The 24,183-nt window shown below is 64.5% G+C and carries 25 protein-coding genes; 12 read left to right on the top strand and 13 right to left on the bottom strand.

Going from position 1 to position 24,183, the window contains the following annotated elements; all coding sequences use genetic code 11:
- Positions 1-27: 27 nt before the first annotated feature.
- Positions 28-351 carry a hypothetical protein gene (locus AB7290_RS02600; protein WP_085403663.1) on the bottom strand — a complete coding sequence of 108 codons (324 nt, stop codon included), beginning with the start codon at positions 349-351 and terminating at the stop codon, positions 28-30.
- Positions 352-721: 370 nt separating this feature from the next.
- Between AB7290_RS02600 and AB7290_RS02595 the strand changes: the two genes are divergently transcribed.
- The 3 genes from AB7290_RS02595 to AB7290_RS02585 all read left to right on the top strand — a co-directional run bounded on the left by AB7290_RS02595 (position 722) and on the right by AB7290_RS02585 (position 1,673).
- Positions 722-988, top strand: coding sequence for a hypothetical protein (locus AB7290_RS02595; RefSeq protein WP_085403708.1), 267 nt, complete (start codon positions 722-724; stop codon positions 986-988).
- The gene (locus AB7290_RS02590) at positions 981-1,277 is read left to right on the top strand and encodes a hypothetical protein (RefSeq protein WP_028149307.1); all 297 of its coding nucleotides are present in this window, start codon (positions 981-983) and stop codon (positions 1,275-1,277) included. The genes AB7290_RS02595 and AB7290_RS02590 overlap by 8 nt, the downstream gene beginning before the upstream one ends.
- Before the next feature lie 117 nt (positions 1,278-1,394).
- Positions 1,395-1,673 carry a DUF1488 domain-containing protein gene (locus tag AB7290_RS02585; RefSeq protein ID WP_028149308.1) on the top strand — a complete coding sequence of 93 codons (279 nt, stop codon included), beginning with the start codon at positions 1,395-1,397 and terminating at the stop codon, positions 1,671-1,673.
- Here the strand turns inward: AB7290_RS02585 and rpsU are convergent.
- Entirely contained in the window at positions 1,663-1,944 is a 282-nt protein-coding gene (gene rpsU / locus AB7290_RS02580; protein ID WP_063980487.1) for a 30S ribosomal protein S21, read from the bottom strand. The genes AB7290_RS02585 and rpsU overlap by 11 nt on opposite strands.
- 472 nt (positions 1,945-2,416) lie before the next feature.
- Here rpsU and AB7290_RS02575 point away from each other — a divergent pair, with 472 nt between their 5' ends.
- Complete coding sequence (locus tag AB7290_RS02575; RefSeq protein ID WP_085403665.1) at positions 2,417-2,713, top strand: transcriptional regulator; 297 nt, start codon at positions 2,417-2,419, stop codon at positions 2,711-2,713.
- Between the two features lie 30 nt (positions 2,714-2,743).
- On the opposite strand, the gene AB7290_RS02570 is transcribed toward AB7290_RS02575, so the two are convergent.
- Together AB7290_RS02570 and AB7290_RS02565 are read right to left on the bottom strand one after the other, a co-directional pair.
- Entirely contained in the window at positions 2,744-2,866 is a 123-nt protein-coding gene (locus AB7290_RS02570) for a hypothetical protein (protein ID WP_256376446.1), read from the bottom strand.
- A gap of 86 nt (positions 2,867-2,952) precedes the next feature.
- The gene (locus tag AB7290_RS02565) at positions 2,953-3,129 is read right to left on the bottom strand and encodes a hypothetical protein (protein WP_155794778.1); all 177 of its coding nucleotides are present in this window, start codon (positions 3,127-3,129) and stop codon (positions 2,953-2,955) included.
- A 143-nt stretch (positions 3,130-3,272) separates the two neighbouring features.
- Between AB7290_RS02565 and AB7290_RS02560 the strand changes: the two genes are divergently transcribed.
- From AB7290_RS02560 to AB7290_RS02550, 3 genes are all read left to right on the top strand, one after another.
- The gene (locus tag AB7290_RS02560; protein ID WP_161495889.1) at positions 3,273-3,410 is read left to right on the top strand and encodes a hypothetical protein; all 138 of its coding nucleotides are present in this window, start codon (positions 3,273-3,275) and stop codon (positions 3,408-3,410) included.
- 123 nt (positions 3,411-3,533) lie between these two features.
- Complete coding sequence (locus AB7290_RS02555) at positions 3,534-4,649, top strand: lactonase family protein (protein WP_085403667.1); 1,116 nt, start codon at positions 3,534-3,536, stop codon at positions 4,647-4,649.
- 273 nt (positions 4,650-4,922) lie between these two features.
- A complete protein-coding gene (locus tag AB7290_RS02550) occupies positions 4,923-5,810 on the top strand; it encodes an efflux RND transporter periplasmic adaptor subunit (RefSeq protein WP_085403668.1) in 888 nt (295 codons plus the stop codon).
- Between the two features lie 260 nt (positions 5,811-6,070).
- Here the strand turns inward: AB7290_RS02550 and AB7290_RS02545 are convergent, their stop codons facing one another.
- A complete protein-coding gene (locus tag AB7290_RS02545; protein ID WP_085403669.1) occupies positions 6,071-6,922 on the bottom strand; it encodes a caspase family protein in 852 nt (283 codons plus the stop codon).
- A 421-nt stretch (positions 6,923-7,343) separates the two neighbouring features.
- On the opposite strand from AB7290_RS02545, the gene AB7290_RS02540 reads away from it, so the two are divergent.
- The 3 genes from AB7290_RS02540 to AB7290_RS02530 all read left to right on the top strand — a co-directional run bounded on the left by AB7290_RS02540 (position 7,344) and on the right by AB7290_RS02530 (position 11,400).
- Positions 7,344-9,071, top strand: a complete 1,728-nt coding sequence (locus AB7290_RS02540; RefSeq protein WP_085403670.1) for a hypothetical protein — start codon at positions 7,344-7,346, stop codon at positions 9,069-9,071.
- 251 nt (positions 9,072-9,322) lie between these two features.
- Positions 9,323-10,048: a thermonuclease family protein gene (locus AB7290_RS02535; RefSeq protein ID WP_085403671.1), complete on the top strand. Its 726-nt coding sequence runs from the start codon at positions 9,323-9,325 to the stop codon at positions 10,046-10,048.
- 164 nt (positions 10,049-10,212) lie between these two features.
- Complete coding sequence (locus AB7290_RS02530; protein WP_063980480.1) at positions 10,213-11,400, top strand: pyridoxal-phosphate-dependent aminotransferase family protein; 1,188 nt, start codon at positions 10,213-10,215, stop codon at positions 11,398-11,400.
- A gap of 258 nt (positions 11,401-11,658) precedes the next feature.
- Here the strand turns inward: AB7290_RS02530 and AB7290_RS02525 are convergent, their stop codons facing one another.
- Both AB7290_RS02525 and AB7290_RS02520 read right to left on the bottom strand, forming a co-directional pair.
- On the bottom strand, positions 11,659-12,759 hold the full coding sequence (locus AB7290_RS02525) for a hypothetical protein (protein WP_085403690.1): 1,101 nt from the start codon (positions 12,757-12,759) through the stop codon (positions 11,659-11,661).
- Entirely contained in the window at positions 12,759-14,195 is a 1,437-nt protein-coding gene (locus AB7290_RS02520; protein WP_085403691.1) for an MBOAT family O-acyltransferase, read from the bottom strand. The genes AB7290_RS02525 and AB7290_RS02520 overlap by 1 nt, the downstream gene beginning before the upstream one ends.
- Positions 14,196-14,425: 230 nt before the next feature.
- On the opposite strand from AB7290_RS02520, the gene AB7290_RS02515 reads away from it, so the two are divergent.
- Positions 14,426-16,525 (top strand): S9 family peptidase, encoded by a 2,100-nt coding sequence (locus AB7290_RS02515; protein ID WP_354080951.1) that lies wholly within the window; start codon positions 14,426-14,428, stop codon positions 16,523-16,525.
- 285 nt (positions 16,526-16,810) lie between these two features.
- Here AB7290_RS02515 and AB7290_RS02510 read toward each other — a convergent pair whose 3' ends face one another.
- The 6 genes from AB7290_RS02510 to AB7290_RS02485 form a co-directional block, all read right to left on the bottom strand.
- Positions 16,811-17,902: an SMP-30/gluconolactonase/LRE family protein gene (locus AB7290_RS02510; protein ID WP_085403693.1), complete on the bottom strand. Its 1,092-nt coding sequence runs from the start codon at positions 17,900-17,902 to the stop codon at positions 16,811-16,813.
- Between the two features lie 74 nt (positions 17,903-17,976).
- Positions 17,977-18,696 (bottom strand): ribonuclease activity regulator RraA, encoded by a 720-nt coding sequence (locus AB7290_RS02505; RefSeq protein ID WP_085403709.1) that lies wholly within the window; start codon positions 18,694-18,696, stop codon positions 17,977-17,979.
- A 125-nt stretch (positions 18,697-18,821) separates the two neighbouring features.
- On the bottom strand, positions 18,822-20,561 hold the full coding sequence (gene araD / locus AB7290_RS02500) for an L-arabinonate dehydratase (RefSeq protein WP_085403694.1): 1,740 nt from the start codon (positions 20,559-20,561) through the stop codon (positions 18,822-18,824).
- Complete coding sequence (locus AB7290_RS02495) at positions 20,558-21,421, bottom strand: ABC transporter permease (protein WP_063980472.1); 864 nt, start codon at positions 21,419-21,421, stop codon at positions 20,558-20,560. Before AB7290_RS02495 ends, araD begins: the two co-directional genes overlap by 4 nt.
- A gap of 11 nt (positions 21,422-21,432) precedes the next feature.
- Positions 21,433-22,194 carry an ABC transporter ATP-binding protein gene (locus AB7290_RS02490; protein ID WP_085403695.1) on the bottom strand — a complete coding sequence of 254 codons (762 nt, stop codon included), beginning with the start codon at positions 22,192-22,194 and terminating at the stop codon, positions 21,433-21,435.
- Positions 22,194-23,213, bottom strand: a complete 1,020-nt coding sequence (locus tag AB7290_RS02485; RefSeq protein ID WP_085403696.1) for an ABC transporter substrate-binding protein — start codon at positions 23,211-23,213, stop codon at positions 22,194-22,196. Before AB7290_RS02485 ends, AB7290_RS02490 begins: the two co-directional genes overlap by 1 nt.
- A gap of 94 nt (positions 23,214-23,307) precedes the next feature.
- Here AB7290_RS02485 and AB7290_RS02480 point away from each other — a divergent pair, with 94 nt between their 5' ends.
- The gene (locus AB7290_RS02480; RefSeq protein ID WP_085403697.1) at positions 23,308-24,018 is read left to right on the top strand and encodes a GntR family transcriptional regulator; all 711 of its coding nucleotides are present in this window, start codon (positions 23,308-23,310) and stop codon (positions 24,016-24,018) included.
- Positions 24,019-24,183: the final 165 nt, after the last annotated feature.

Genomic DNA, 24,183 nt, shown 5'->3' with positions numbered 1-24,183 from the left:
GTCACCCCATCCCTCGCCGACGCCTCGCTACTTCTTCTTCGCCGGTCCGAAATCCGGTTGCCAGGCGGCTTCCTTGCGGCTCGGCGCCGCCGCGATCACCTTGGATTTTTCCTTCTTCGGCTTCTTGGTTTCGCGATTACCGCGTTGCTGGCCCTTTGCCATGTCGCTCTCCGTTGGTTCGAGCTCGTCGAGCTCATCCGATTGCAGCAGCCGTCCACGAGGGGTGCAGACCCTGATGTCCATGTAGCCTTCGCGCAGCAGTTTTCGAGCGAGGCGCAGCGCGAACGTCGCCTTGCCGCGACCGAGATTGGAGCTGCCGTATTCGTTGGTCCCGCTGACCAGATACGGCACAATTGTTGCCCTAGCCATTGAAGATGGCGGCCGCGCCGACGAGAAGCAGAAGAAACCGCGGAACCATCACCGGCGGCACGATCCGATCCGCGATGCGAACGCACGCCATCGAACGCTCCTGCGAAGCCTTCGGCGGGAGCACACGTGCCCCTCAGTCACCGGTCGAAGCCGTTGAGACGTGCGGTGATGGCAGCGACCCTACGCCCGCACCGAGCCAATAGCGAGGGTTAAAATGCTGCGGAAACAATGGCTGCTGTGACATCGTCGCTTGCCGGCCCGGCGACGATAGTACTGGCTATTGCTGCGGCGAGCGCGCATGGTCGTGACGGCCGGCACCGGTTGGGGCTTCACTTGCGAAAGGCAGGCGTGCATGACCATCCGCTCGCGGCGTGAAACCGTCACCTTCAGGCATCCGTTCCGCATCCGCGGCGTCGAGCGCATGTTGCCAGCCGGCGCCTATGAGGTCGTCACTGACGAGGAGGCGATCGAGGGCCTGACCTTCGCGGCCTATCGCCGCGTTGCCACGATGATCACCGTGCCCGCCGAAGGCCCCCGCGGAACCATGGAGATGCTGTCGATCGGCTCGGTCGATCTTGCGAACGCGCAGGCCGCAGACGCGAGCGTGGCGAATGACTGACCGCACCGTCGATCTCGACAAGCACCGCGGCATGGCTGCGCAGAAGGCGACCGACCTGCGCCGCGCGCTGGCGGAGGTCGAGGCCAATGTCAGGGAGCTGCGCGAGCGCGAGGCCGATCTCGAGAACCGCATGATGACGGTGCCCGCCACGTCCTGGCCGGAAGCGGCGGTGAAGGCGCGCCATCTGCTCAACCTCTATGCTGCGAGCCTGCCCGCCGAGGACACACGCCACCGCGCGCTGGTGGCGGCGCTGTTGGACGATTTCGTCCGGCTGTCGGGGGATGACTGAGGCAAACGACGACCGCCTGCAGTCTCGACGCGCGCCTTGCTCCGGCCAACCGGGAATCGGGCGGCGATGATTTGAGGGACAATCATGCCAAGAAGCAATCAGGTGACGGAGTAAGCCATGACATTGACCAGCGGCCGCTTTATCGGCCACGAATACGATCGGATGATCGTTCGGTTCTCGATGCATGACGGCGCCAGGGAGATTCCTTGCGCAATCTCGACCTCGGCGATGGACTACCTCGAGCCCAGCCCGCAGGTCAGGCCCGAGCAACGTGAAGCCCAGTTCACGCGCCTGCGGGATCGCATCGAAGCACGCGCGGCAAGCAAATATCGCGCGACGGAGTTCGAAGGCACGCCGCCCGGCATCGTGCTGCGAGGCATCGACTTCAGGCTATAGGGACCCGGGCCTTGACATCCGGCAGGGGCGGCTTGCGCTCAAACGGCTTCTTCTTCGGCGGCGCGGGCAGCAATCCTTCGCGGATTGCCTGCTTTCGCGCGAGCTTGCGGGCGCGTCGAACGGCCTCGGATTTCTCGCGAGTCTTTCTCTCCGAGGGCTTTTCGTAGGAACGCCGCTGTTTCATTTCGCGGAAGACGCCCTCGCGTTGCATCTTCTTCTTGAGAACACGGAGTGCCTGCTCGATATTGTTGTCTCTGACGAGTACCTGCAATCGATCTTCCTCCTCGCTTGGGGCTGCAAATGCGACACGCCCTGCATGGCAGCCAATTGCGCAGGAGCTTCATTGCGAATTTTGAGGATAGCGCTGCGACATTCGTCGCCAGCTTCGGACAAGTCGATGCGCTTGTCACAGCGATGCAACTTCGCGCTGGCACGTGACCACTCCAGTGCAGCCCTGTCAATCGATAAAGCCTTGGCTGCACCTCGACCGGATCGTGTGAAGCCTCTCGATCGAGGCGCCGGAGCTGCCTGGCCGAGCCAAATCGGCCTTGCCGTCCTTGCAGAAAATCGAACGAGACATATATCGAGGGCGTTCGATCAACCGCTGTGCCTTGTTGAATGCGCCCGCGGGCACCTTTTCCAAAGACATCGACCGAGTTGAAGGCGTTCGCGCGATTGTCGCGCGCCAGCCCGTTCGATCCCCGGATCGAGCGGGTTTTGCCGGTTGCACAACGGAGTGAAGCATGAGTGCCAGGAAACCCGCCGAGCTGTCACCCGAAAGCATCGCGCGCTCCAATCGCAGGCGCCTCGCCGCCGAAGAGGGAGCACTTGCACTGGCAGACGTCGAAAGGCAGTCGATCGAGATTCGCAAGAACATGGCGCGGCTTCGAGAGGCGCGCGAAGCCAAACAAGCGGCTGACGCAGCCCTTCAGGCGACCTTGCCGGCGCCCACGGTTAGGAAGCGCGCGAGCAGAGCGGCGCGAAAGCCGTCTTCGACGCCGCCGGCGGACCAGCCATCGCTGCCCGCGAACGGTTCATAGCCCCGGAGGTCGGGCCTCAGGCGCGCGGGCTCACTTCGCCTGCTTTGCCGCCCGGATCTCGGCGAACTCGGCGTCGGGATGGGTGACGATGGTGGTGAACATGATGCCGCTGATGATGAGCGACCAAGCGGTGTTCCAATAGATCCAAAACACGTGCCAGCCTCCGGTTCGACCTCGTCCGCTTGCGGGATCAGCATAACGGCAAGGCGAGGCTGATGTTCCCGGCGCGAAATACAGCGCTATTTTTGTTTGGTCGGCGGCGGCGTGCGATCGGTTTGGCCGGTGTGGCGCTTTGCCACGACGTCCTCATCGCGCGGACCCTCGCGCGGGCGCGGCGGCGGCTTGGGCTGGCCTTTCTGGCCGCCATGCTTGCCGCCCATGTCGGGCTTGCCTTCGAGGTCGTTTTCACGCGGCATATGGGTCAATGCACTCCCGCGGCATTGGTTCGCAATGCCGATGCGATGTTGTGCCTGTGAACGAGTTCATAGGATCGTCGCCGTTTGCAGTGCACGATCATGTGCGGGCCCCGGGGTTTCAAACAACGGATGGACTTGGCTTGATGCGGAAACGATTGGTCGCCTGGACCATTTTGACCTGCGCGCTGCTGGCGGTGGCCGTGTGGGGCCTGCTCGGGGCACCCAACACTGCGTCCGGCCCGCATCTGCTCTCCCGCAGCCAGACGGCCGCAGTGCGGTAGCCACCGCGCGACCGATACAATTTCGGCATCGATCGATCTTCAACCGGAACTTGGTACGGCGGCACGGCTCCCGCTATCCTCCGGACAAAACGACAAGGCCGTAACGCTGTAAGGAGGAGCCCCATGCCGAGACCGACACGCCGCATCGCGCCACGCGCTGCGATCGCCACCACCCTCGCCTTCCTCACCCTCGTTTCAGGAGTCCGCCCCGGCATGGCCGAGACCTTCGCCTATGTCGGCAACGCCGACAGCAACGACATCAGCGTGTTCAAGCTGGCCGAGAGCGGCGAGATGACACCGGTGCAGACCGCCGCCTTCACCGGCGTCGACAAGCCCGGCTCCTCGACACCGCTCGCGATCACGCCCGACCACCGCGTGCTGATTGCCGGCGTGCGCTCGCAGCCATTCCTCGCGGTGAGCTTTGCGATCGATCCCAAAACGGGCCAGCTCAGCCCTATCGGCAACGGGCCGCTCGCCGACAGCATGGCGAACATCGCCGTCGACGGCACTGGCAAATTCCTGTTCAGCGCCTCCTATGGCGGCAACAAGGTCGCGCTGAATCCGCTCAGCCCGAACGGCGTCGCCGGCGAGCCGAAGCAGGTGATTCCGACCGGGCTGAATGCGCACGCCTTCCTGCCCTCGCCCGACAACCGCTTCGTGTTCGCGACCAATCTCGGTTCGGATCAGGTGCTGACCTTCGCGTTCGATGCAGTCGCGGGCACGCTGGCGCCGAGCGATCCGCCGGTGACCAAGGTGCCGGAGAAATCGGGACCGCGGCACTTCGTGTTCCATCCCAACGGCAAGTTCGTCTATCTCATCCATGAACTGAACGGCGACGTCGCGGCGTTCAGCTATGAGGCCAAGAGCGGCGCATGGGACGAGATCCAGCGCACCACCGCGCTGCCAGAAGGCTTTACTGGCAAGCCCTGGGCCGCCGACATCCACATCACCCCGGACGGCCGCTTCCTCTACGCCTCCGAGCGCACCACCCATACGCTCGCCGGCTACAAGGTCGACGCAACAAGCGGCAAGCTGACCTCGATCGGCAGCGTGCCGACGGAGAAGCAGCCGCGCGGCTTCCACATTGATCCGTCGGGGCGTTACCTCGTCGCGGTCGGCGAGCTCTCCGACAGCATGACGGTCTATGCGATCGACCAGAGCAGCGGCGCGCTCGCCAAGCTGAAATCCTATCCCACCGGCAAGAAGCCGAACTGGGTGGAGTTCTTGACGCTGCCGTGAGGGATCCAGTGCCTCCACAGCGTCATGGCCGGGCTTGACCCGGCCATCCACGCCTTGCCCGCGGCGCGAAGAACGTGGATGCCCGGGACAAGCCCGGGCATGACGAGTTTGTCGGGCGGCAACCACCGGCGAACCTCTTCGCTTATGCCACGACTAATCTACCAAGGGGCATCGCGCCGCCTGCGCTGTGGCATTCTCATCCGGCCGGCCCATGGTCCGCCGCGGCTGCTTCTGCTAACGATGAGGCCGTCAAGGCCCCAACCGGAATGACCGATGCGTCCATTGCCTGCGCGTTCCTTTTCCCAAAAACTCGTCGCTCTCGCCGGACTGGTTCTGCTGTCCGCTCAGCCCGCCCGCGCCGCCGATGACGACGCGCCCAAGGGGCCCGCGGTCACGGTGCTGAAGGTCGCAAAATCCTGCTTCTCCGACATCGTCGAGGCCACCGGCACGATCATCGCGCGCGAGGAGACCTCCGTACGGCCGGAACGTCCCGGCCTGAAGGTCACGGACGTGCTGGCGGAAGCCGGCGACACCACCACGGCCGGCCAGGTGCTGGCGCGGCTGGCGCTGCCCGAGGGCGGCACGCTTCAGGTCACCGCCCCCGTGGCGGGCGTGATCGCGACGTCGACCGCGCAGATCGGCAACCTCGCCTCGGCCAAGGGCGAGGCGCTGTTCACGATCGTGGCGCGCAGCGAATATGATCTCGTCGGCCTGGTCGCGACCACCGATATTCGGAAGCTCGCGGTCGGCCAGCAGGCGACCGTTCGCATTGCCGGCGCGGGCGACCTCGACGGCAAGGTGCGCCGCATCGGACCGACCGTCGAGCCGAACATCCAGCAGGGCATGGTCTATATCGGCATCTCCTCGCAGAAGCGGCTGCTGCTGAACGCGAGCGGGCGCGCGCTGATCAAGACCGGGCAGAGCTGCAACGTCGCGGTGCCCCTGACCTCGGTGCAGTATTCCACCGCCGGCACCGTGGTGCAGGTGATCCGCCGCAACCGCGTCGAGACCAAGCGGGTCGAGATCGGGCTGATGTCGGGCGGAAATATCGAGGTTCGCGATGGCCTCAACGAAGGCGATATCGTCGTCGCCCGCGCCGGCGCGATCCTGCGCGAAGGCGATCCGGTGCGCCCGGTGATGGCCACGGAAGCCGCGAAGTAAGTCTCGCCTCAACCGTCATTGCGAGCGAAGCGAAGCAATCCAGAATCTTTCCGCGGAGAGACCCTGGATTGCTTCGCTGCGCTCGCAATGACGATGTGGGGGCAGAGGTGCGTTACACACGCATACCGTAGGGCGGGCAAAGCGACTTGTCCGCCGTAGCTCGGCGAGCGAAGGCGGAAGCGTGCCCACGTCTTCTGTCGAAATCTCGGAAAGATGATGGGCACGGCGCTTTGCGCCTTTGCCCACCCTACGATTTGCGGCTAGCCGCCGGCTGCTTCGCCGAAATGGACGTCCTCGAGCAGCGAGGAGGAGATGGTCGGGACCTGGTCGCCTTCCGAGGCGCGGGAGATGGCGACGCGGGTCTTGTTGAAGACGCTTTCGGCGCTGCCCTGGGCATTGAGGTTGGTGAGGAACTCGCCGACCAGCACGCTGTACTCGCCCTTGCCGTCGTCGACGACCTTGCCGGGCGAAGCCGAGGAAAGGATCAACGCGTTGTCCGTCGCGCTGATCGGCGCGAGGCCGTGGCTATAGGAGCGGAAGCGGCGCTCGTAGGGGTTCCGGCGGGAGGCGTCGACGACGACGAGCTTGGCCTTGGCGCCCTGCTCCTTCATCATGTCGAGCACGCCGTCGATGGACACGCCCTGGCGGCGGACGTCGCTTTCCTTCCAGATCACCGCATCGACCGGCAGCATGTAGCTCTCGCGGCCGGCCTGCACGCCGTAGCCGCCGAAGAACAGCATGACGACGGTGTCGCGCTTGATCCGGGACTTCAGGCGGTTGACGGCGCGGACCATGTCGTCCTTGGTCGCGTCTTCCACCATATCGACGTCAAAGCCGTTCTTGCGGAGCGACGAGGACAGCGCGCGGGCGTCGTTGATCGACTGCGTCAGCGGCGCGCTGGCGTCGGGATAATGTCCATTGCCGATGACGAGGGCGAGGCGGGACGACTGGCCGATCGAGCCGGTGACCTCGTCGGTCGCCACGGCCTTGGCGGCATCGATCGCGCGCATGTTGAGGGCAGCACGGGCGCCGATCACGAGCGACACCGTGCCGATGAGGGCTGCGGCCACCGCAATCGTGCGTCTGGAAAGCTCGAGCTGCCTTACATTCATCTCGGTTCGTTCCTGTGCCAAAGACCAGCCAAGCGCGCGCACAATGTTTGAGTAGCGCGATGGTGGCTTCAGGTTTGAGGGATTGGCCGGGGATGTCCCCCCGAACTGCGCGCAATTTGCGGCGCCGCACCAAACAAAGCCTTAACCGGATATCTCCTCCCCGGCAATAGATCGCCCAAAATTTGAGCTAAGTGACTGAAGATATTAGTTAATCCTCCGAGCAGAATTTGCACGTTTTTTCGTCGCGAGCCCCTTGTAACGGCCTTAATCAAGCAGCTCCCGTGCCGGATTTTTCCGTGACCGCCATCACATTTGAATTTCCCGCGAATCCGGGTAGCTTTTTCAAAGACTTGGAGGGGGTGGCGCGCAGATGGGAGCGCGCCGGCCGGCCCCCGGCCAAAGCCCCGCGACCAGGTATTTCATGAGCTTTCATTATTTTGCCGGCGCCGCCTGCCGGGCGCTGACGGCGCGAAAAGACGGCCCCTCGCTTTACGACGTCTGCGATCCCGTATTGTCGGGCCCAGCCAGCGGCGATCCGCATCTGGCCAAGTTCTACAAGACCGCGCTCGGCAATCCCGCATTGCGGATCCTGCTCCGCCGCGCCGGGCTGCCCGAGTTGCGCGACGAGGCGAAGCTGACCCGGCTTCGCACGGCACTGGTGCGGGCACGCGACGACGCCGAGCCCGACTGGGCGGCGGTCGGCCAGCCTGTCGCCGATCTCGTCGACAGCATCGCGCTCGACCATCCAAAGCCGCCGCCGGCGATATTCACCGGCCTGGCGCCGCAACAAGCGCAGATCGACGGCGTGATCCGCGACTGCGCGCAGCATCTGCTCGGCTCGTACCGCAAGAACGGCTTCCTGCCGACCTATGCCGCCTTCAACCTGATCGGCGACCCCGATGTCCGTGGGCGCGAGCTGACCATGGCGCTGACGGGGCTGAACGCGCGCGGCTACAAGAACTCCTCGCTGCTGTTCAACCTCGCCCGCGTCTTCATCGCGCGCTCACAGGCAGCGGCCGTCGTCAATCCGCCCTGGAGCGGCATTGCCGAGCCGATGTGGGAGCCGGTGCAGATCCGACACCGCTCGGCCTATTACGACGCGTTCTTCATCGAGGCGCTGCTGAGCTATGTCGAGACCGGGCTCGCCTCGCCGGCCGACAAGATTGCAACCGAGCGTGCGATCGCCGACATGGTCGATTTCTGCGTCAACATCAGCCGCGAAGAGGTCGAGGGTATCGACGGCACACGCTTCAACGTCATCACCGCGCTCGCGCCGGCGCCGCATCCGCGCTTCTCCCGCTTCTTCGCCCAGATCAAGCAGGACCTCGGCTTCGGCGTCTACGTGCCGGATTGCGACACCACGGCGTGCTCGATCTCGGCAGCGACGCAAGCCGGCTGCACCGATCCGATCATCGACCAGCCGCTGCTGGACTTCTATTCGGGCTATCAGGTGCTCGCCGGCGTCAACGAACCGCGCGTGACCGTGCCGCTCAACGACAACATCGACTACGAGGGCGGCGTCGCGACCTGGATCGACAATCTCAAAGGCGAGCGGCCCTACGGCAACGATCTCGATCCGACGCTCAATCTCGACATTCTCGAGGTCAGCTTCCGCAACCTCGCGCGCTGGAAGATTTTGGAGACGCCGGCGCGGCTGGCCACCGTGCATCGGATCATCGGCTTTCAGAAGCGGCTCGCCGCCAGCGGCGCCTTCGCCAATCCGCGCTCGCACATCTATTATCTGCCTGAGCTCTACAGCGCCTATTTCGGCCGGTGCTATGCGGCCTTCCTGGCGCTGCCGCTGGCGGCGCAGGCCGTGATCGACCCCGACGGCGATTTCGATTTCATCCGCCATCGCGTGCTCTCCTACGTCAAGGGCGAGCTGATGGCCGCGGAGATGAACGTGTTCGACGCGGCGCTGGCGCTGATCGCGCTCGGCCATCTCGGCGCCGACCCGCGCGCCTTCGCGCCGGCGCTGAACGTGATCGTCGCGAGCCTCGGCGAAGGCGGCCGCCGCGGCCCGTTCCGCGCCTATGAATGGAACAAGATGAAGACGCCGACGCGGATTCTGGTCGGTGGTCCCGAGGTGACGTCGGCCTTCGTGCTGATGGGGCTGGCCGTGGCGAAGCGCGCGATGGCGCGGGGGTAGGTCTCGTAGGGTGGGCAAAGGCGCGCTCTTCGCGCGCCGTGCCCACCATTCCTCGCGACGCTAGCCATGGTGGGCACGCTTCCGCCTTCGCTCGCCGAGCTACGGCGGACAAGTCGCTTTGCCCACCCTACGGGGCCGTCGCAAAATGACGGGAAGTTGAAAGCTCAATCGTTGGGCAGGCGCTGGCCGGGCGGCCAAAAGCCGACCACAATTGCGACGTCTATCGAGATTTTCCTCACACGCGGACCGGCATGTTGCGAAAATTCCTGATTGCGCTGTCTTTGCTCGCCATCCCCTCGCTGGCCGAGGCCGCCGACATCACCGGCACCGCAAAGGTCCGCTCCGGCGATTCCGTCCTGATCGGGAACACGCGGGTCCGGCTCGGCGGCATCGACGCGCCCGCGGTCGACCAGCTCTGCCTCAATACAAAAACCGAACGCTGGACCTGCGGCATCGCGGCGCGCGATGAGCTCGCCAAATACACCGAAGGCAAGAGCTGGGTCTGCCACGCCCGCGCGATCGACCGGCGCGGCCGCACCGTGGCGCGCTGCGAGGTCGGCGGCGAGGACATCCAGAAATGGCTGGTGCGCAGCGGCTGGGCACTCGCCTACACCCGCGTCTCTCACGACTACGAACCCGACGAGGCCGCCGCGCGCGAGGCAAAGGCCGGCATGTGGCAGGGCGCCTTCATCGCGCCGTGGGACTGGCGCGTCCGCAACAAGAAGACCACCATCCTGGGCGCCACCAAGCCGCCCGAGGGCGCGCATGCGGTGCTGCTCGCCTCGGCCTCCGGGCCGGTCGCGCCCTCGCCGGACTGCACCATCAAGGGCAACGTCAACACCGCCGGCGAGTGCATCTATCACCAGCCGACCAGCCGCTGGTACACCCAGATCAAGATGAAGATCAGCAAGGGCACCCGCTGGTTCTGCTCGGTGGAAGAAGCCGAAGCCGCCGGTTGCCGCGAGACCAAGAGATAAGTGCATGGTCCGGAAAAGTGTGAGGCGGTTTTCCGACAAGACCATGCTCGAAGCAAAAACCACCCCAGACCTGCGTTTTGCGTGCTTTTCTTGGGCTTCCACCGCGCGTAGAACGTGAGTCAGCGACCCACCAGCCTGTTCTCAAGCAACAAGGACCAACAGCAATGACCGTTCGCGCGGGCCGGGAATTTCTGGCCATCCCCGGGCCCACCACGATGCCCGACGAGGTGCTGCAGGCGATGCATCGTCCGGCGATCGACATCTACTCCAAAGAGATGCACGAGCTGACCGATACACTTCTCGCAGACATCTCGAAGCTGTTCGCGACCAAGGGCAAGTCCTACATCTACATCGCCAACGGCCATGGCGCCTGGGAAGCCGCGCTGAGCAACGTGCTGTCGCGCGGCGACAAGGTGCTGGTGCTGGAGAGCGGGCGCTTCGCGATCGGCTGGGGCAACGCCGCCGCCCTGATGGGCGCCGAGGTCGAGGTGCTCAAGGGCGACTGGCGCCGCGCGGTGCGGCCGCACGAGGTCGAAGAGCGCCTGCGCCGCGACAAGGAGCACACCATCAAGGCCGTCGTCGTCGTCCAGGTCGACACGGCCTCGGGCGTGCAGAACGACATCGAGGCGATCGGCAAGGCGATCAAGGCGAGCGGCCATCCCGCGCTGTATATGGTGGACACTGTCGCCTCGCTCGGCTGCATGCCGTTCGAGATGGACAAATGGGGCATCGACGTCGCGATGTCCGGCTCGCAGAAGGGCCTGATGACGCCGCCCGGCCTCGGCTTCGTCGCGGCGAACGCGCGCGCACTCGAGGTGCAGAAGAAGGCCAACATGTCGACGCCCTATTGGAGCTGGAGCGAGCGCGAGGGCAGCGAGAATTATCGCAAATATGCCGGCACCGCGCCGGTGCATCTGTTGTTCGCGCTGCGCAAGGCGATCGACCTGCTGCACGAGGAAGGGCTCGAAAACGCATTCCGCCGCCACAGCCTGCTCGGCGAAGCCGCGCGCCGCGCCGTCTCCGCCTGGTCGGAAGGCCAGGTGCTCGGCTTCAACGTCGCGGAGGCGAGCGAGCGCTCCAACACCGTGACCACGGTGACCATGAGCAATGGCCACGATCCGGCGCTGCTGCAACGCTATTGCAAGGACAAGTGCGGCGTCGTGCTCGGCACCGGCATCGGCGATCTCTCGGGACAAGCCTTCCGCATCGCCCATATGGGCCACGTCAATGCGCCGATGCTGCTCGGCACGTTGGGGGTGGTCGAGATCGGGCTGAATGCGCTGAAGATCCCGCACGGCAAGGGCGGGCTGGAAGCCGCGGTCGCGTATCTCGGCGAGCAGGTGGCGGTGTAGCGGTAAGCCACAAGCACCTCCGTCGTTCCTGCGAACGCACGGCTTCTTTCTTCCTTCTCCCCTTGTGGGAGAAGGTGGCGTAGGCGGCCTTCGGCCGCCGTTCTTAGGAACGCCGAAGCGAAGCTTCGGCTATGGCGCCGGATGAGGGGTTTCTCTCCGCAAACTTCACTGCGAGAGTTGTACGCGCGGATAGATACCCCTCACCCGTCTCGCCGCTGCGCGGCGAGCCACCCTCTCCCGCAAGGGGAGAGGGTAAGGTCAGCGCTCCACGCGATACGCCTCGATCTGCGCCTTCAGCGCATCCAGCGACGCGAGCGGCGCCTCAGGATCGACGCGATACTCTCCGCTCGCCAGCCATTTCAGCACCATCGCGTCCACCGCCGGCGAATGGTGGATGACGTCGCTGTAGTTATCGAGATCGTGCGTCACCGCCCTGATCGCGCGGAAATCGTACAGACGCACATTCGGAAGCTGCGTCAGCCGCTCGGCGATGCGCGCGGTGAGGTCGGTGACGATCTTCAGCGTCGCAGGCGAGGCATCACGCATCGCCACGAACTGCAGGATCGAATAGGGCGGCAAGTAGATGTCGAAGGTCACGTCCGGATGACGCGTGATCAAGCCGACGGCGTCGCGTTCGAAATGCCGGAGCATGGCGTCGTAGCCATAGCCTTCGCCGAGGAAGCGGCTGCGTATGGGGCTCGTGATGTAGGCGAACGAGGCAAGCGTCTTCCTCGCATTGTAGTCACGCGCGACGTCGAAATCGCGCGGCAGCGCGTAGATGTCGTCGACGTCGGACAGCGCGAACTTGACAGGCAGAAACGGTGCCGCACGGGTCAGCGGCTGTCGCAGCGGCGGGATCGACCGCAGCAGCGCGAACAGGGATTCCTTCGCCATCGCGGCGCTGAACAGATAGGACGCGATGCCCTTCGTTGTCTGGCGATAGAGATCGACGGACAGAAAGGGATCGGCCTCGATATCGGCCGCATCGACAAAGATGAAATCGTCCATCGCCCAGATCACGCGCCGGGCACCGCGCTCGATCGCCCGCTCCAGCACAAAGCCCTGCTGGCGCGAATTGGACCCGGTCATCGCCAGTTTGAGCGAGTGGATGCCGAGCGCGCGATCGATGTCGCTCTGGCGGAAATGGATCGCGAGCGAGGTGCCCATGAAGGCGGTGTCGAACGACTGGCTGCGGATCAGCCCGGCATTCTGCACGCGCGTATCGTCGGAATAGAAGGCCAGTCGCGACGGGCGAAACAATTGCAGGGGATCGACGAGATAGGTGAGCACCGCCGCGCCCAGCACGCAGGCGATGCTGGCGAGCAGAAGACGTCTCAGATGTGTGAAATTGCCCTGCATCAGAACCGGAAATAGATGAATTCGCTGTGGCTCTGGATGCCGAGAATCCCGAGAGCGAGCACCAGCGACGCGCCGTAGAGAAACAGCGGCCGCATCCGCCCTGCTGGCAGGGCCTCGCCGACCCTGCGGTTGTCGTGATCGTATCCCATGATTCCTTGCGTGTTCGGCACCAGCCACACCAGCGCGCCGTAGATCGACACCAGAACCAAGGCGGCGACCTCCTCGCGGCCGAGGACGATATTCGACGGATCGGCCATCGCGTGGAGCACGCGCAGTGCCCAAGTAACGCTCTCGGCGCGGAAGAAAACCCAGGCCACGACGACGGCGAGGAACGTCAGCACGGCTCCGACGATGCGGACCGGGCGCACGAGCAACGTCGGGACGTTGGGCACCAGCGCGTTGAAGGCATGATTGACGCAGAGATAAGCGCCATGCAGCGCGCCCCAGGCGACAAAAGTCCAGGCCGCGCCGTGCCAGAGCCCGCCGAGCAGCATCGTGATCATCAGATTGACGTAGCGCAGCACGCGGCCGCGGCGATTGCCGCCGAGCGAGATGTAGAGATAGTCGCGCAGGAACTGCGACAAGGTCATGTGCCAGCGGCGCCAGAACTCGACGATGCTGGTGGCCTTGTAGGGCGAATTGAAATTCACCGGCAGGAAGATGCCGAACATCAGCGATATCCCGATCGCCATGTCGGAGTAGCCGGAGAAGTCGAAATAGAGCTGGAACGTGTAGGCGAGCGCACCGCACCAGGCCTGATCAAAGCTCGGCGAGCGCGCCTCGAAGGCGAGCGCCACCAGGGGCTGGATGCCGTCGGCAAGGCAGGTCTTCTTGAACAGGCCGATCGCGAAGATGACGATTCCGCACAGGATCAGGTGCGCGTCCGGATACTTGGTCTCCTTCCGCTCGAATTGCGGGATCATGTCCTTGTGGTGGAGGATCGGCCCCGCGATCAGGTGCGGAAAATACGTCACAAACAGCGCATAGTGCGGCAAGGCGTAACGCGCGACCTGGCCACGATACGCATCCACCAGGAACGCGATCTGCGTGAAGGTGTAGAAGGAGATGCCGACCGGCAGCAGGATGTGGACCGCGACATGCATGCCGGCGAGCGCATTGATGTTCTCGGCGACGAAGCCGGCATATTTGAAGATGCCGAGCACGAGGAGGTCGCCGACGACGCCGAGCGCGAGCGCCGCCTTTCGTTGCACTGGGGCGAGCTCCGCCGCGATCAGGAGATAGCCGACGCCGTAGTTGAAGGCGATCGAGATCAGCAGCAGGGCCACGAACTGCCAGCTGCCGATGGCGTAGAAGGCGAGCGAGGCCAGCGCCAGCCAGATCACCGGCGCCAGATTGCTGCGCCGCCCGAGCCAGAAATAGCCGGCCAGCACGGCCGGCAGGAACAGCAGGATGAACGGGTAGGAATTGAACAGCATCAGGCTGGACCGGCGGCGGGGATATCGCCCCTAAAGCATACAAGGGGGCGATCAACAACCCGGCGACTTGGCGCAGTCCTTGGCGCAGCGGCGCTGGCAATTCGCGGAATCGGGACGATATAAGGTGGAACACGGCGAGCGATGCGGCGCGCCTTTCTTCTCCCTCTCCCCGTTCTTACGGGGAGAGGTAAAGAGGGAGCGCAGCGCGAGTACGAGATGATGAGGACCGAGTGACACAAGCCAAGAGACCTTCCCAGCCCCCCGTCGCCCCGCGCCGGCCGCATTCCTTCACGCGGCACGGCATCACCGTGACCGACGATTATGCCTGGCTGAAGGACGAGAAATGGCAGGAGGTGCTGCGCGATCCCGCCGTGCTCGATCCCGACATCCGCAAATATCTCGATGAAGAGAACGGCTACACCGAGAGCCTGCTCGGCCACACCTCGTCCCTACAGAAGACGCTGGTGCGCGAGATGCGCGGACGGATCAAGGAGGACGATTCCAGCGTGCCCTCGCCCGACGGGCCGTTCGCCTATTTCCGCAGGTTTCGCGAGGGCGGGCAGCACGAATTGTTCGGCCGCATGCCGCGCGACGGCGGCGAGGGCCATATCGTGCTCGACGGCGATGCGCTCGCGAAAGACCACAAATATTTCAAGTTCGGCGGCAGCCGCCACTCGAACGATCACAAGCTGCAAGCCTGGAGCGCGGACACCAAGGGCTCGGAATATTTTTCCATCCGCGTCCGCGACTGGGCCACGGGCAAGGATCTTGACGATTTGGTCGAGGAAACCGACGGCGGCATCGTCTGGAGCAAGGACTGCAAGAGCTTCTTCTATGTGAAGCTCGACGACAACCATCGCCCGATGCAGGTGTGGCAGCACAAGCTCGGCACCAGGCAGGCCGACGACACGCTCGTCTACGAGGAGCAGGATTCCGGCTGGTTCACCCATCTGCATGAGAGCACCAGCGGCCGCTTCTGCGTGATCGCGGGCGGCGATCACGAGACCTCGGAGCAGCGGCTGATCGATCTCGCTCACCCCGAAGCGCCGCCGCGGCTGGTCGCGGCGCGCGAGGACGGCGTGCAATATTCGCTGGCCGACCGTGGCGAAGAGCTCTTCATCCTCACCAATGCCGACGACGCCATCGATTTCAAGATCGTCACCGCGCCGCTTGGCGCACCCGAGCGCAAGAACTGGCGCGACCTGATCCCGTATCGTCCCGGCGTCTACATCATCGACCTCGATCTCTATGCCGGCCATCTGGTGCGGCTGGAGCGCGCCAATGCGCTGCCGTCGGTCGTGATCCGCGATCTCGCGACCAGGAACGAGCACGCCATCGCCTTCGACGAGGCGGCCTATTCGCTCGATACGATGGGCTCCTACGAATTCGAGACGACGAATTTGCGCTTCGCCTATTCGTCGATGACGACGCCGTCGGAAGTCTACGATTACGACATGGTCAAGCGTACGCGCACCTTGCGCAAGCGCCAGGAAATCCCGTCCGGCCACGATGCGGCCGACTATGTCACCACGCGCATCATGGCCAAGGCGCATGACGGCGCCGAGGTGCCGGTGTCGATCCTCTATCGCCGCGGGCTGAAGCTCGACGGCTCGGCGCCGCTGCTGCTCTACGGCTACGGCTCCTACGGCATGGCGATGCCGGCCTCGTTCAACGCCAACCGCCTCTCGCTGGTCGACCGCGGTTTTGTCTACGCCATCGCCCATATCCGCGGCGGCGCCGACAAGGGCTGGGGCTGGTATCTCGACGGCAAGCGCGAGAAGAAGACCAACTCGTTCGACGATTTCGCCGCCAGCGCCCGCGCACTGATCGATGCGAAATACACCAGCGCAAAACGCATCGTCGGCCATGGCGGCTCGGCCGGCGGCATGCTGATGGGCGCGGTGGCAAACCGCGCCGGCGAGCTGTTCGCGGGCATCGTCGCCGAAGTGCCGTTCGTCGACGTGCTCAACACCATGCTCGACGACACACTGCCGCTGACGCCGCCGGAATGGCCGGAATGGGGCAACCCGATCGAGAGCGAAAAGGATTTTCGCACCATACTGTCGTATTCGCCCTACGACAATGTCGCGGCGAAGGAGTATCCGGCGATTTTGGCGATGGGCGGCCTGACCGATCCGCGCGTGACCTATTGGGAGCCCGCGAAATGGATCGCGCGCCTGCGCGCGACGATGAGCGGCGGCGGCCCGGTTCTCCTGCGGACCAACATGGGCGCGGGCCACGGCGGCGCATCGGGGCGGTTCGATCGGCTGGATGAAGTCGCGATTGTGTATGCGTTCGCGCTGTGGGCGGCTGGAATGGCGGAGGCGTGATCTTGTAGCCCGGATGGAGCGCAGCGAAATCCGGGATTCGTGCAGACGGCAAGACCGCCCCGGATTGCGCTGTGCTCCATCCGGGCTACGGGCCTCTCCCCGCACGCGGGGAGAGGCGAAGGAATTCGGCAGCTCTGTAGGGTGGGCAAAGGCGCATCGCGCCGTGCCCACCATCTTTCAGCAATTGCGACGAGAGCGGTGGGCACGCTTCCGCCTTCGCTCTTCGAGCTACGGCGGACAAGTCGCTTTGCCCGCCCTACGGCAGCTTAGCTGGTCAACTCTGCCTCACACCGCCCCATGCGCCTCGACATACAGCGCATACACCGAGTGGCTGCTCGCCATATAAAGCCGGTTGTTCTTCGGGCCGCCGAAGCAGAGGTTGGCGCAACGTTCGGGCAGCTTGATGAAGGCGAGCGGCTTGCCGTCCGCGTTGAACACCATCACGCCGTCGAGATCTTCCGACTTGCCCCTGAGCTGAAACACCCTGCGGCCGCCGATGTCGGTGGGCTCGGATTGTAGCGCGCCGTTGGAGCCCCAGCCGCACCAGAGATTGCCGTCGCGGTCGACGCGAAAACCGTCGAGCGAGGCCTGGTCGGCGGCATCGATCAGCTTGGTCTTGCCGCTCAAGCTGCCGTCGTCGCCGACATTGTAGCTCCAGATGCTGCGGTTGGGCGTGCCCTTCCATTCGACGATGTAGAGCTTCTTCTCGTCCGGCGAGAAGGCGAGGCCGTTGGGATTGACGAGGTCGGTGAGGACGGCACTGATCTTGCCGTCCTTGGCGATGCGATAGACGTTGGTGGTGGCCTGCTCGGACTTCTCCTTGTTGCCTTCCCACTCGCCGTTGATGCCGAACAGCGGATCGGTGAACCAGATGCTGTCGTCGGATTTCACCACGATGTCGTTCGGTGCGTTCAGTCGCTTGCCCTCGAACTTGTCGGCGAGCACGGTGATCTTGCCGTCCTTCTCGGTGCGGGTGATGCGGCGGGTGACGGAGTGCTCGCAGGTGACGAGGCGGCCCTGGCGGTCGCGCGCATTGCCGTTGGCGTAGTTGGCGTTGGCGCGGAACACGCTGGTCTGCCCGGTCTTCTCGTCGAACTTCATGATCCGGTTGTTGGGAATGTCGGAGAACAGGAGATAACCGCCCTCGGGGAAATAGGCGGGGCCTTCGGCCCACCGCATGCCAGTCGCGACCTGCTCGACCGTCGAGGAATAGAGCCGGTATTTTCCAAAGCTGGGATCGAGGATCTGGACGGCGGGGTCGGGGTAGCGCTGGTAGGGCGTGAACGGAAACGACTGGGCACCGGCGGCGCGGGCCAGAAGTGCGGAAGCCGCCGTCGCACCGGCGCCGGCCATGAGACTACGTCGCGTGAAATTCATAACAATCCTCCCTGCTCGATAAAAGGCCGGCGCTTGATGCGCCGGCTCGTTTCTTGACGTGACTTAGCTTCGGCCTAGCGGCCGTTCTTCTTCCGCCATTCCGCGAAGTCGGTGAGCGTCTGCGGATCGGTGGCGGGATAGAGCCCAAAAATGCCGCGGCCGTTGCCGACTTCCTCGGTGACGAAATCCTCGAACGCCGTCATCTCAAAGGTTTCGTTCGCGATCTCGTCGGCGAGATGCGCGGGGATCACGATGACGCCGTCGCTGTCGCCGAGAATGACGTCGCCCGGAAATACCGGCGCATCGCCACAACCGATCGGTACGTTGATCTCGATCGCCTGGTGCAGCGTGAGGTTCGTCGGCGCCGAGGGGCGATGGTGATAGGCGGGGATGCCGAGCTTTGCGATCTCGGCGGAATCGCGAAAGCCGCCATCGGTGACGACGCCGGCGACGCCGCGCTTCATCAATCTCGTCACCAGGATCGCGCCGGCAGAGGCCGCGCGCGCGTCCTTGCGGCTGTCCATCACCAGCACGCTGCCGGGCGGACAATCCTCGATCGCCTTGCGCTGCGGGTGGGAACGGTCCTTGAAGACGTCGATGGTGTTGAGGTCCTCGCGCGCCGGCATGTAGCGCAGCGTGAAGGCCTCGCCGACCATGGTCGGCTGGTCGGCACCTAAGGGGTGCACATCCTGGATCATCTGGATGCGCAGGCCGCGCTTGAACAACGCGGTGGCGACGGTGGCGGTGGAGACGGATTTGAGTTTTGTGCGGGTGGCTTCGGTGAGTTTGGACATCTCGTACTCTCTCATCTTCGTCATTCCGGGATGCGCCGGAACGGCGCAGGCCCGGAATCCATACTCACGATCGTGGTTATGGATTCCGGGCTCGCCGCTTCGCGGCGCCCCGGAATGACAGGTTGCTAGTAGATTGACGGCTCGCCGATCGGCGCGCCGAAATCGGTTTCCAGGAAGTCGAAGTCGCAGCCGTCGTTGGCCTGCTTGATGTGTTTGGTGAACATCCAGCCGTAGCCGCGCTCGAAGCGGCGCTCGGGCTGCTTCCAGGCGGCGCGGCGCTTGTCGAGCTCGGCTTCGGACACATCGAGGTTGATAGTGCGCGCTGCGACGTCGAGCGTGATGCGGTCGCCATTCCGCACCAGCGCCAGCGGGCCGCCGACATAGGATTCGGGCGCAACGTGCAAAATGCAGGCGCCATAGCTGGTGCCGCTCATGCGCGCGTCCGAGATCCGCACCATGTCGCGCACGCCCTTCTTCACGAGTTTTGTCGGGATCGGCAGCATGCCCCATTCCGGCATGCCCGGCCCGCCCTGCGGCCCTGCATTGCGGAGGATGAGGATGTGATCCTCGGTGACATCCAGGTTGGGGTCGTCGACCGCCTTCTTCATCGCGGGATAGTCGTCGAACACCAGCGCCGGCCCGGTGTGCTTGAGGAAGCGCGGCGCGCAGGCGCTCGGCTTTATGACGCAGCCGTCGGGCGCGAGATTGCCCTTGAGCACGGCGAGCGCGCCCTCCTTGTAGATGGGATTGTCGACCGAACGGATCACGTCGTCATTGTGGACCTCGGCGCCCTCGATGTTCTCGCCAACAGTCTTGCCGGTGACCGTGACGCAGTCGAGATGCAGGTGCTGCTTGATCTCGCCCATCAGCGCCGGCAGGCCACCGGCATAGAAGAAATCCTCCATCAGATAGGCATCGCCGCTCGGGCGGACGTTGGCGATGACAGGCACCTTGCGGCTCGCGATCTCGAAATCATCGAGGCCGATGTCGAGGCCGGCGCGGCGGGCCTGCGCGATCAGATGGATGATCGCGTTGGTCGAGCAGCCCATCGCCATGGCGACCGCAATCGCATTCTCGAACGCCTTGCGGGTCTGGATCGTCTTCGGCGTCAAATCCTCCCACACCATCTCGACGATGCGGCGGCCGCATTCGCTGGCCATGCGGATGTGGTTGGCATCCGCGGCGGGAATCGAGGAGGCGCCGGGCAGCGTCATGCCGATGGCTTCCGCAATCGCAGTCATGGTCGAGGCCGTACCCATGGTCATGCAGGTGCCGTAGCTGCGGGCAATGCCGGCTTCGATGTCGAGCCAGTCCTTGTCGGAGATTTTTCCGGCGCGCCGCTCGTCCCAGTATTTCCAGCCGTCGGAGCCGGAGCCGAGCGTCTTGCCCTTCCAATTGCCGCGCAGCATCGGACCCGCGGGCAGATAGATCGCCGGGATGTTCATCGAGGTCGCGCCCAAGAGCAGCGCCGGTGTGGTCTTGTCGCAGCCGCCCATCAGCACCACGCCGTCGACGGGATGGCTGCGCAACAGCTCCTCCGCGTCCATCGCCAGAAGATTGCGGTAGAGCATCGTGGTCGGCTTCAGCAGCGATTCCGACAGCGACAGCGCCGGCAGCTCGATCGGCAAGCCGCCCGCCATCAGGATGCCGCGCTTGACGTCGTCGACGCGCGACTTGAAGTGCATGTGGCAGGGCTGCGCGTCCGACCAGGTGTTGAGGATCGCGATGATCGGGCGGTCCTTCCACTCCTCCGGGGCGTAGCCCATCTGCATGGTGCGGGAGCGGTGGCCGAAAGAGCGGAGGTCGTCGGGCGCGAACCAGCGCGCGCTGCGGAGCTGGTCGGGCGTGATTTTCTTCTTGGTCATGATTGGGTGCCCCATTTCTGCACGGTGTTCCGCTCGATGGCGCGGAAGATCAGGTTCTCGACAAAAAGCCCGATGATAATCACCGTCAAGAGGCCCGCGAACACTGCGGGTATGTCGAGGAGGTTGCGGTTCTCGAAGATGAACCAGCCGAGCCCGCCTTGCCCCGAGGAGACGCCGAACACCAGCTCGGCCGCGATCAGCGTGCGCCAGGCAAAGGCCCAGCCGATCTTGAGGCCGGTGAGGATCGAGCCGAACGCCGCCGGGATCAGGATTTTCGCGACATAAGGCAGCCCGCGCAGGCCGTAATTGCGCCCGACCATGCGCAGCGTGTTGGACACGCTCTTGAAGCCGGAATGGGTGTTGAGCGCGACCGGCCACAGCACCGAATGGATTAGCACGAAGACGAGGCTGCCATTGCCGAGCCCGAACCAGATCAAGGCGAGCGGCAACAGCGCGATCGCCGGCAACGGGTTGAACATCGCCGTGACCGTTTCGAGGAAATCGGTGCCGATCCGCGTCGAGATGGCGAGCACGGTGAAGATCGCGGCGAGCACGATGCCGGCCGAATAGCCCATGAAAAGGACTTTCAGCGAAGCCCAGGCGCGCATCGGAATGGTGCCGTCTTTCACGCGGTCCCAAAGCGTCACGATGGTGTCGTGCAGCGTTGGAAACAGCAGCGGATTGTCGAGGGCGACGCCGTAGGCCTCCCAGACCGCCGCCAGGAACAGGATGATGACGGTCTTGCGGACAAAACCGTCGTTCCACAACAGCTCCGGCACGCTCAGCTTGCGCTCGACCTCGCCCGCACCGCCGGTCGCGGCGACCGACGCGTCACGCAACAATATTCTCGCTTCGCCCATGACAGGCTCCCTCAATGCGCCGTGGCTTCGGCGGCGAACAGGAGATCGTGGATCTCCTTCTCCAGCCGGCCGGCGCTGCCGTCTCCATTCGAGACCTTGTCGACGTCGACCACCTCGGCCTTGACGCGGCCGGGATGCGGCGACAGCAGCAGGATGCGGTTGCCGATGCGGATCGCTTCCGCGATGGAGTGCGTCACGAACAGCACCGTGAATTTGGTCTCGCTCCAGAGCTGAAGCAGCTCGTCCTGGCAGGTGCGCCGCGTCAGCGCGTCGAGCGCGGCGAACGGCTCGTCCATCAGCAGGATATCGGGCTCCATCGCCATGCCGCGCGCGATCGCAACGCGCTGCTTCATGCCGCCGGACAGCGTGTGCGGATAGGCATCGACGACGCGGGTGAGGCCGACCTTCTCGATATAGGCCCGCGCGCGGGCCTCGGCGTCCTTGCGCGACAATTTTCGCGCGGTCAGCAACGGGAACATCACGTTTGCGAGCACGCTCTTCCAGGGCAGCAGCTGGTCGAACTCCTGGAAGATCATCATGCGGTCGGCGCCGGGACCATGGATCTCGCGATCGTTGATGCTCATCCGGCCTTCGCTCGGCATCATGTAGCCGCCGACGGCCTTGAGCAGGGTCGACTTGCCGCAGCCGGACGGCCCGAGCAGCACGAAGCGGTCGGACCTGTCGACAGTGAAGCTGACCCTTTCGGTGGCGGTGACGACCGCGCTGGAGGTCTTGTAGCGCAGCGTCACCCCGTTGACGTCGAGCAGCGCCATCAGTTGCCCTTCAGGTCGTGCGCGACGGGGAGATAATAGTCCGTCCAGGCCTTGGGCTGCATCTTCAGCGTGCCGGTCTTGTACAGATGAGCTGCGAATTTCATCGTGCCCTGCGGCTCGAGATTCCATTCCATCATGCCGGGCTCCTTCAGGAGATCGAGCAGCTCTTCCACCGAGGTTTTGTCGCCGGTGATCTCCTTGTAGATCTCGACCGCCTGCTTGGTGTCGCTGCGGATCAGATCCTGCGCTTCCTTGGTGGCATCGCGCACCGCCTGGATGATCTTCGGATTGGCGTCGGCGAATTTCGTCGTGGTGAAGAACTGCGCCTGGCTCAGCGGACCGCCCATCACGTCAGGCGAATTCAGCACGACATGCGCGCCCGGCACGTTCTTCAGCTCGAGGAAGGTGAAAGGCGGGATCGAGAAGTGGGTGTGGACCTCGTGCTTCGAATTGGACAGCGCCGCATAGGCGTCGGGATGGCCAAGCTGCACGGTGTTGGCGTCCAGCTTCGACCATTGGTCGGCACCAAAGGCCTCGGCGGCCGCGATCTGAAGCACGATCGCCTGGGTCGAGACTTTTACGGTCGGCACCGCGATCTTGTCGCTCGGACCAAAATCCTTGATCGACTTGATGTTGGCGTCGCGGCTGATCAGCGTCATCGGCTGCGCCGAGGTCGCGACGATGCCCTTCACGCCGCCGCGGGTGCGGTCCCACAGCAAAAGAAGATTGCCGGTGCCGGTGTTGAGGATGTCGACGCCGCCGGCGAGCAGCGCATCGGTCTGCGCGCCGCCGCCGGAAAAGGTTACCCATTTGGTGGTGACGCCGGGTACGCCGAGCGAAGCTGCGTGCTTCTCGATCAGCTTCTGCTTTTCCATGATGTGGCTCGGCATGTAGAAAATGCCGGGCTGGCGCGACAGCGAGATCTCGGATTTCTGCTGCGCATGCGCCGCGGATACCGGCAGGACCGTTGCGGCGATCAGGGCGGCAGCCGCAAGCTTGCTACGAAGATGCTTGATCATTGTTGTGTGTTTCCTCCGGCCAGCGTCGAGCTGCGTTGACCCTACTGATGCACTAATATATTAGTGCATCAAAGGCAAGCCCGCGGGACCCGCCATGGAAGCAACCGATACCGCGCCGCGCGCGGCACGACCCGCCCGGCTCGATCGCGCCCGCCAGGCCGCGCCGCAGGTGTTCGAGCGGCTGCGCAATGCGATCATCGCCCTGGAGCTGCCGCCGGGCGCGCCCCTGTCACGCGCCGAGCTTGCCGGCCAGTTCGGCGTCAGCTCGACACCGGTGCGCGATGCGCTGATGCGGCTGGAGGAGGAAGGGCTCGTCGACGTGTTTCCGCAGCACGCGACCGTGGTCAGCCGGGTCGACGTCGGCCGCGCCGAGCAGGCACATTTCCTGCGCCAGGCGCTGGAGCTCGAAATCGTCCGGATGCTCGCGGAACAGCATGACCAGGCCCTGGTCATCCGCCTTGACCACGCGGTCGCGCTCCAGCAGCAATTCGCCAAGGCCGGGGACTTCGAGAGCTTCATCGCCGGCGACAACGATTTTCACGCGCAGCTCTACGCCGCCGCCGGAAAGCAAGACCTGTGGACGCTGGTGCGCAGCCGCAGCGGGCATATCGACCGGCTGCGCCGGCTGCATCTGCCCTCGCCCGGCAAGGCCCAGAACATCGTCCGCCACCACAAGCTGATCACGCGCGCGATCGAGGCCGGAGACGCCGACGCCGCGCAGCAGCATCTGCGCAAGCACCTGTCGGGCACGCTCAGCGAGCTCGACAAGATCCGGAGCCACCATCCCGAATACCTGACCGATTAGGCCCGCGACACGATCCGGGCGTGCGTCAGGGACCGCATGTGCACGTAAGCATGCATATGGCCGACCTCGCCGAAATCGCGCGAGGCGGACAAGGTGTCGGCCGCGAAGTGCTTGCAGGCCGGACGGAAACCGCGCAACAATTTCGCATTTGATGCTTTGATTTGG

Origin of the sequence: Bradyrhizobium sp. 613_E4_N2_2 (genome assembly GCF_052075995.1) — a bacterium.
Classification (GTDB): domain Bacteria; phylum Pseudomonadota; class Alphaproteobacteria; order Rhizobiales; family Xanthobacteraceae; genus Bradyrhizobium; species Bradyrhizobium barranii.
This window is presented reverse-complemented; position numbering and strand designations above follow the sequence as displayed.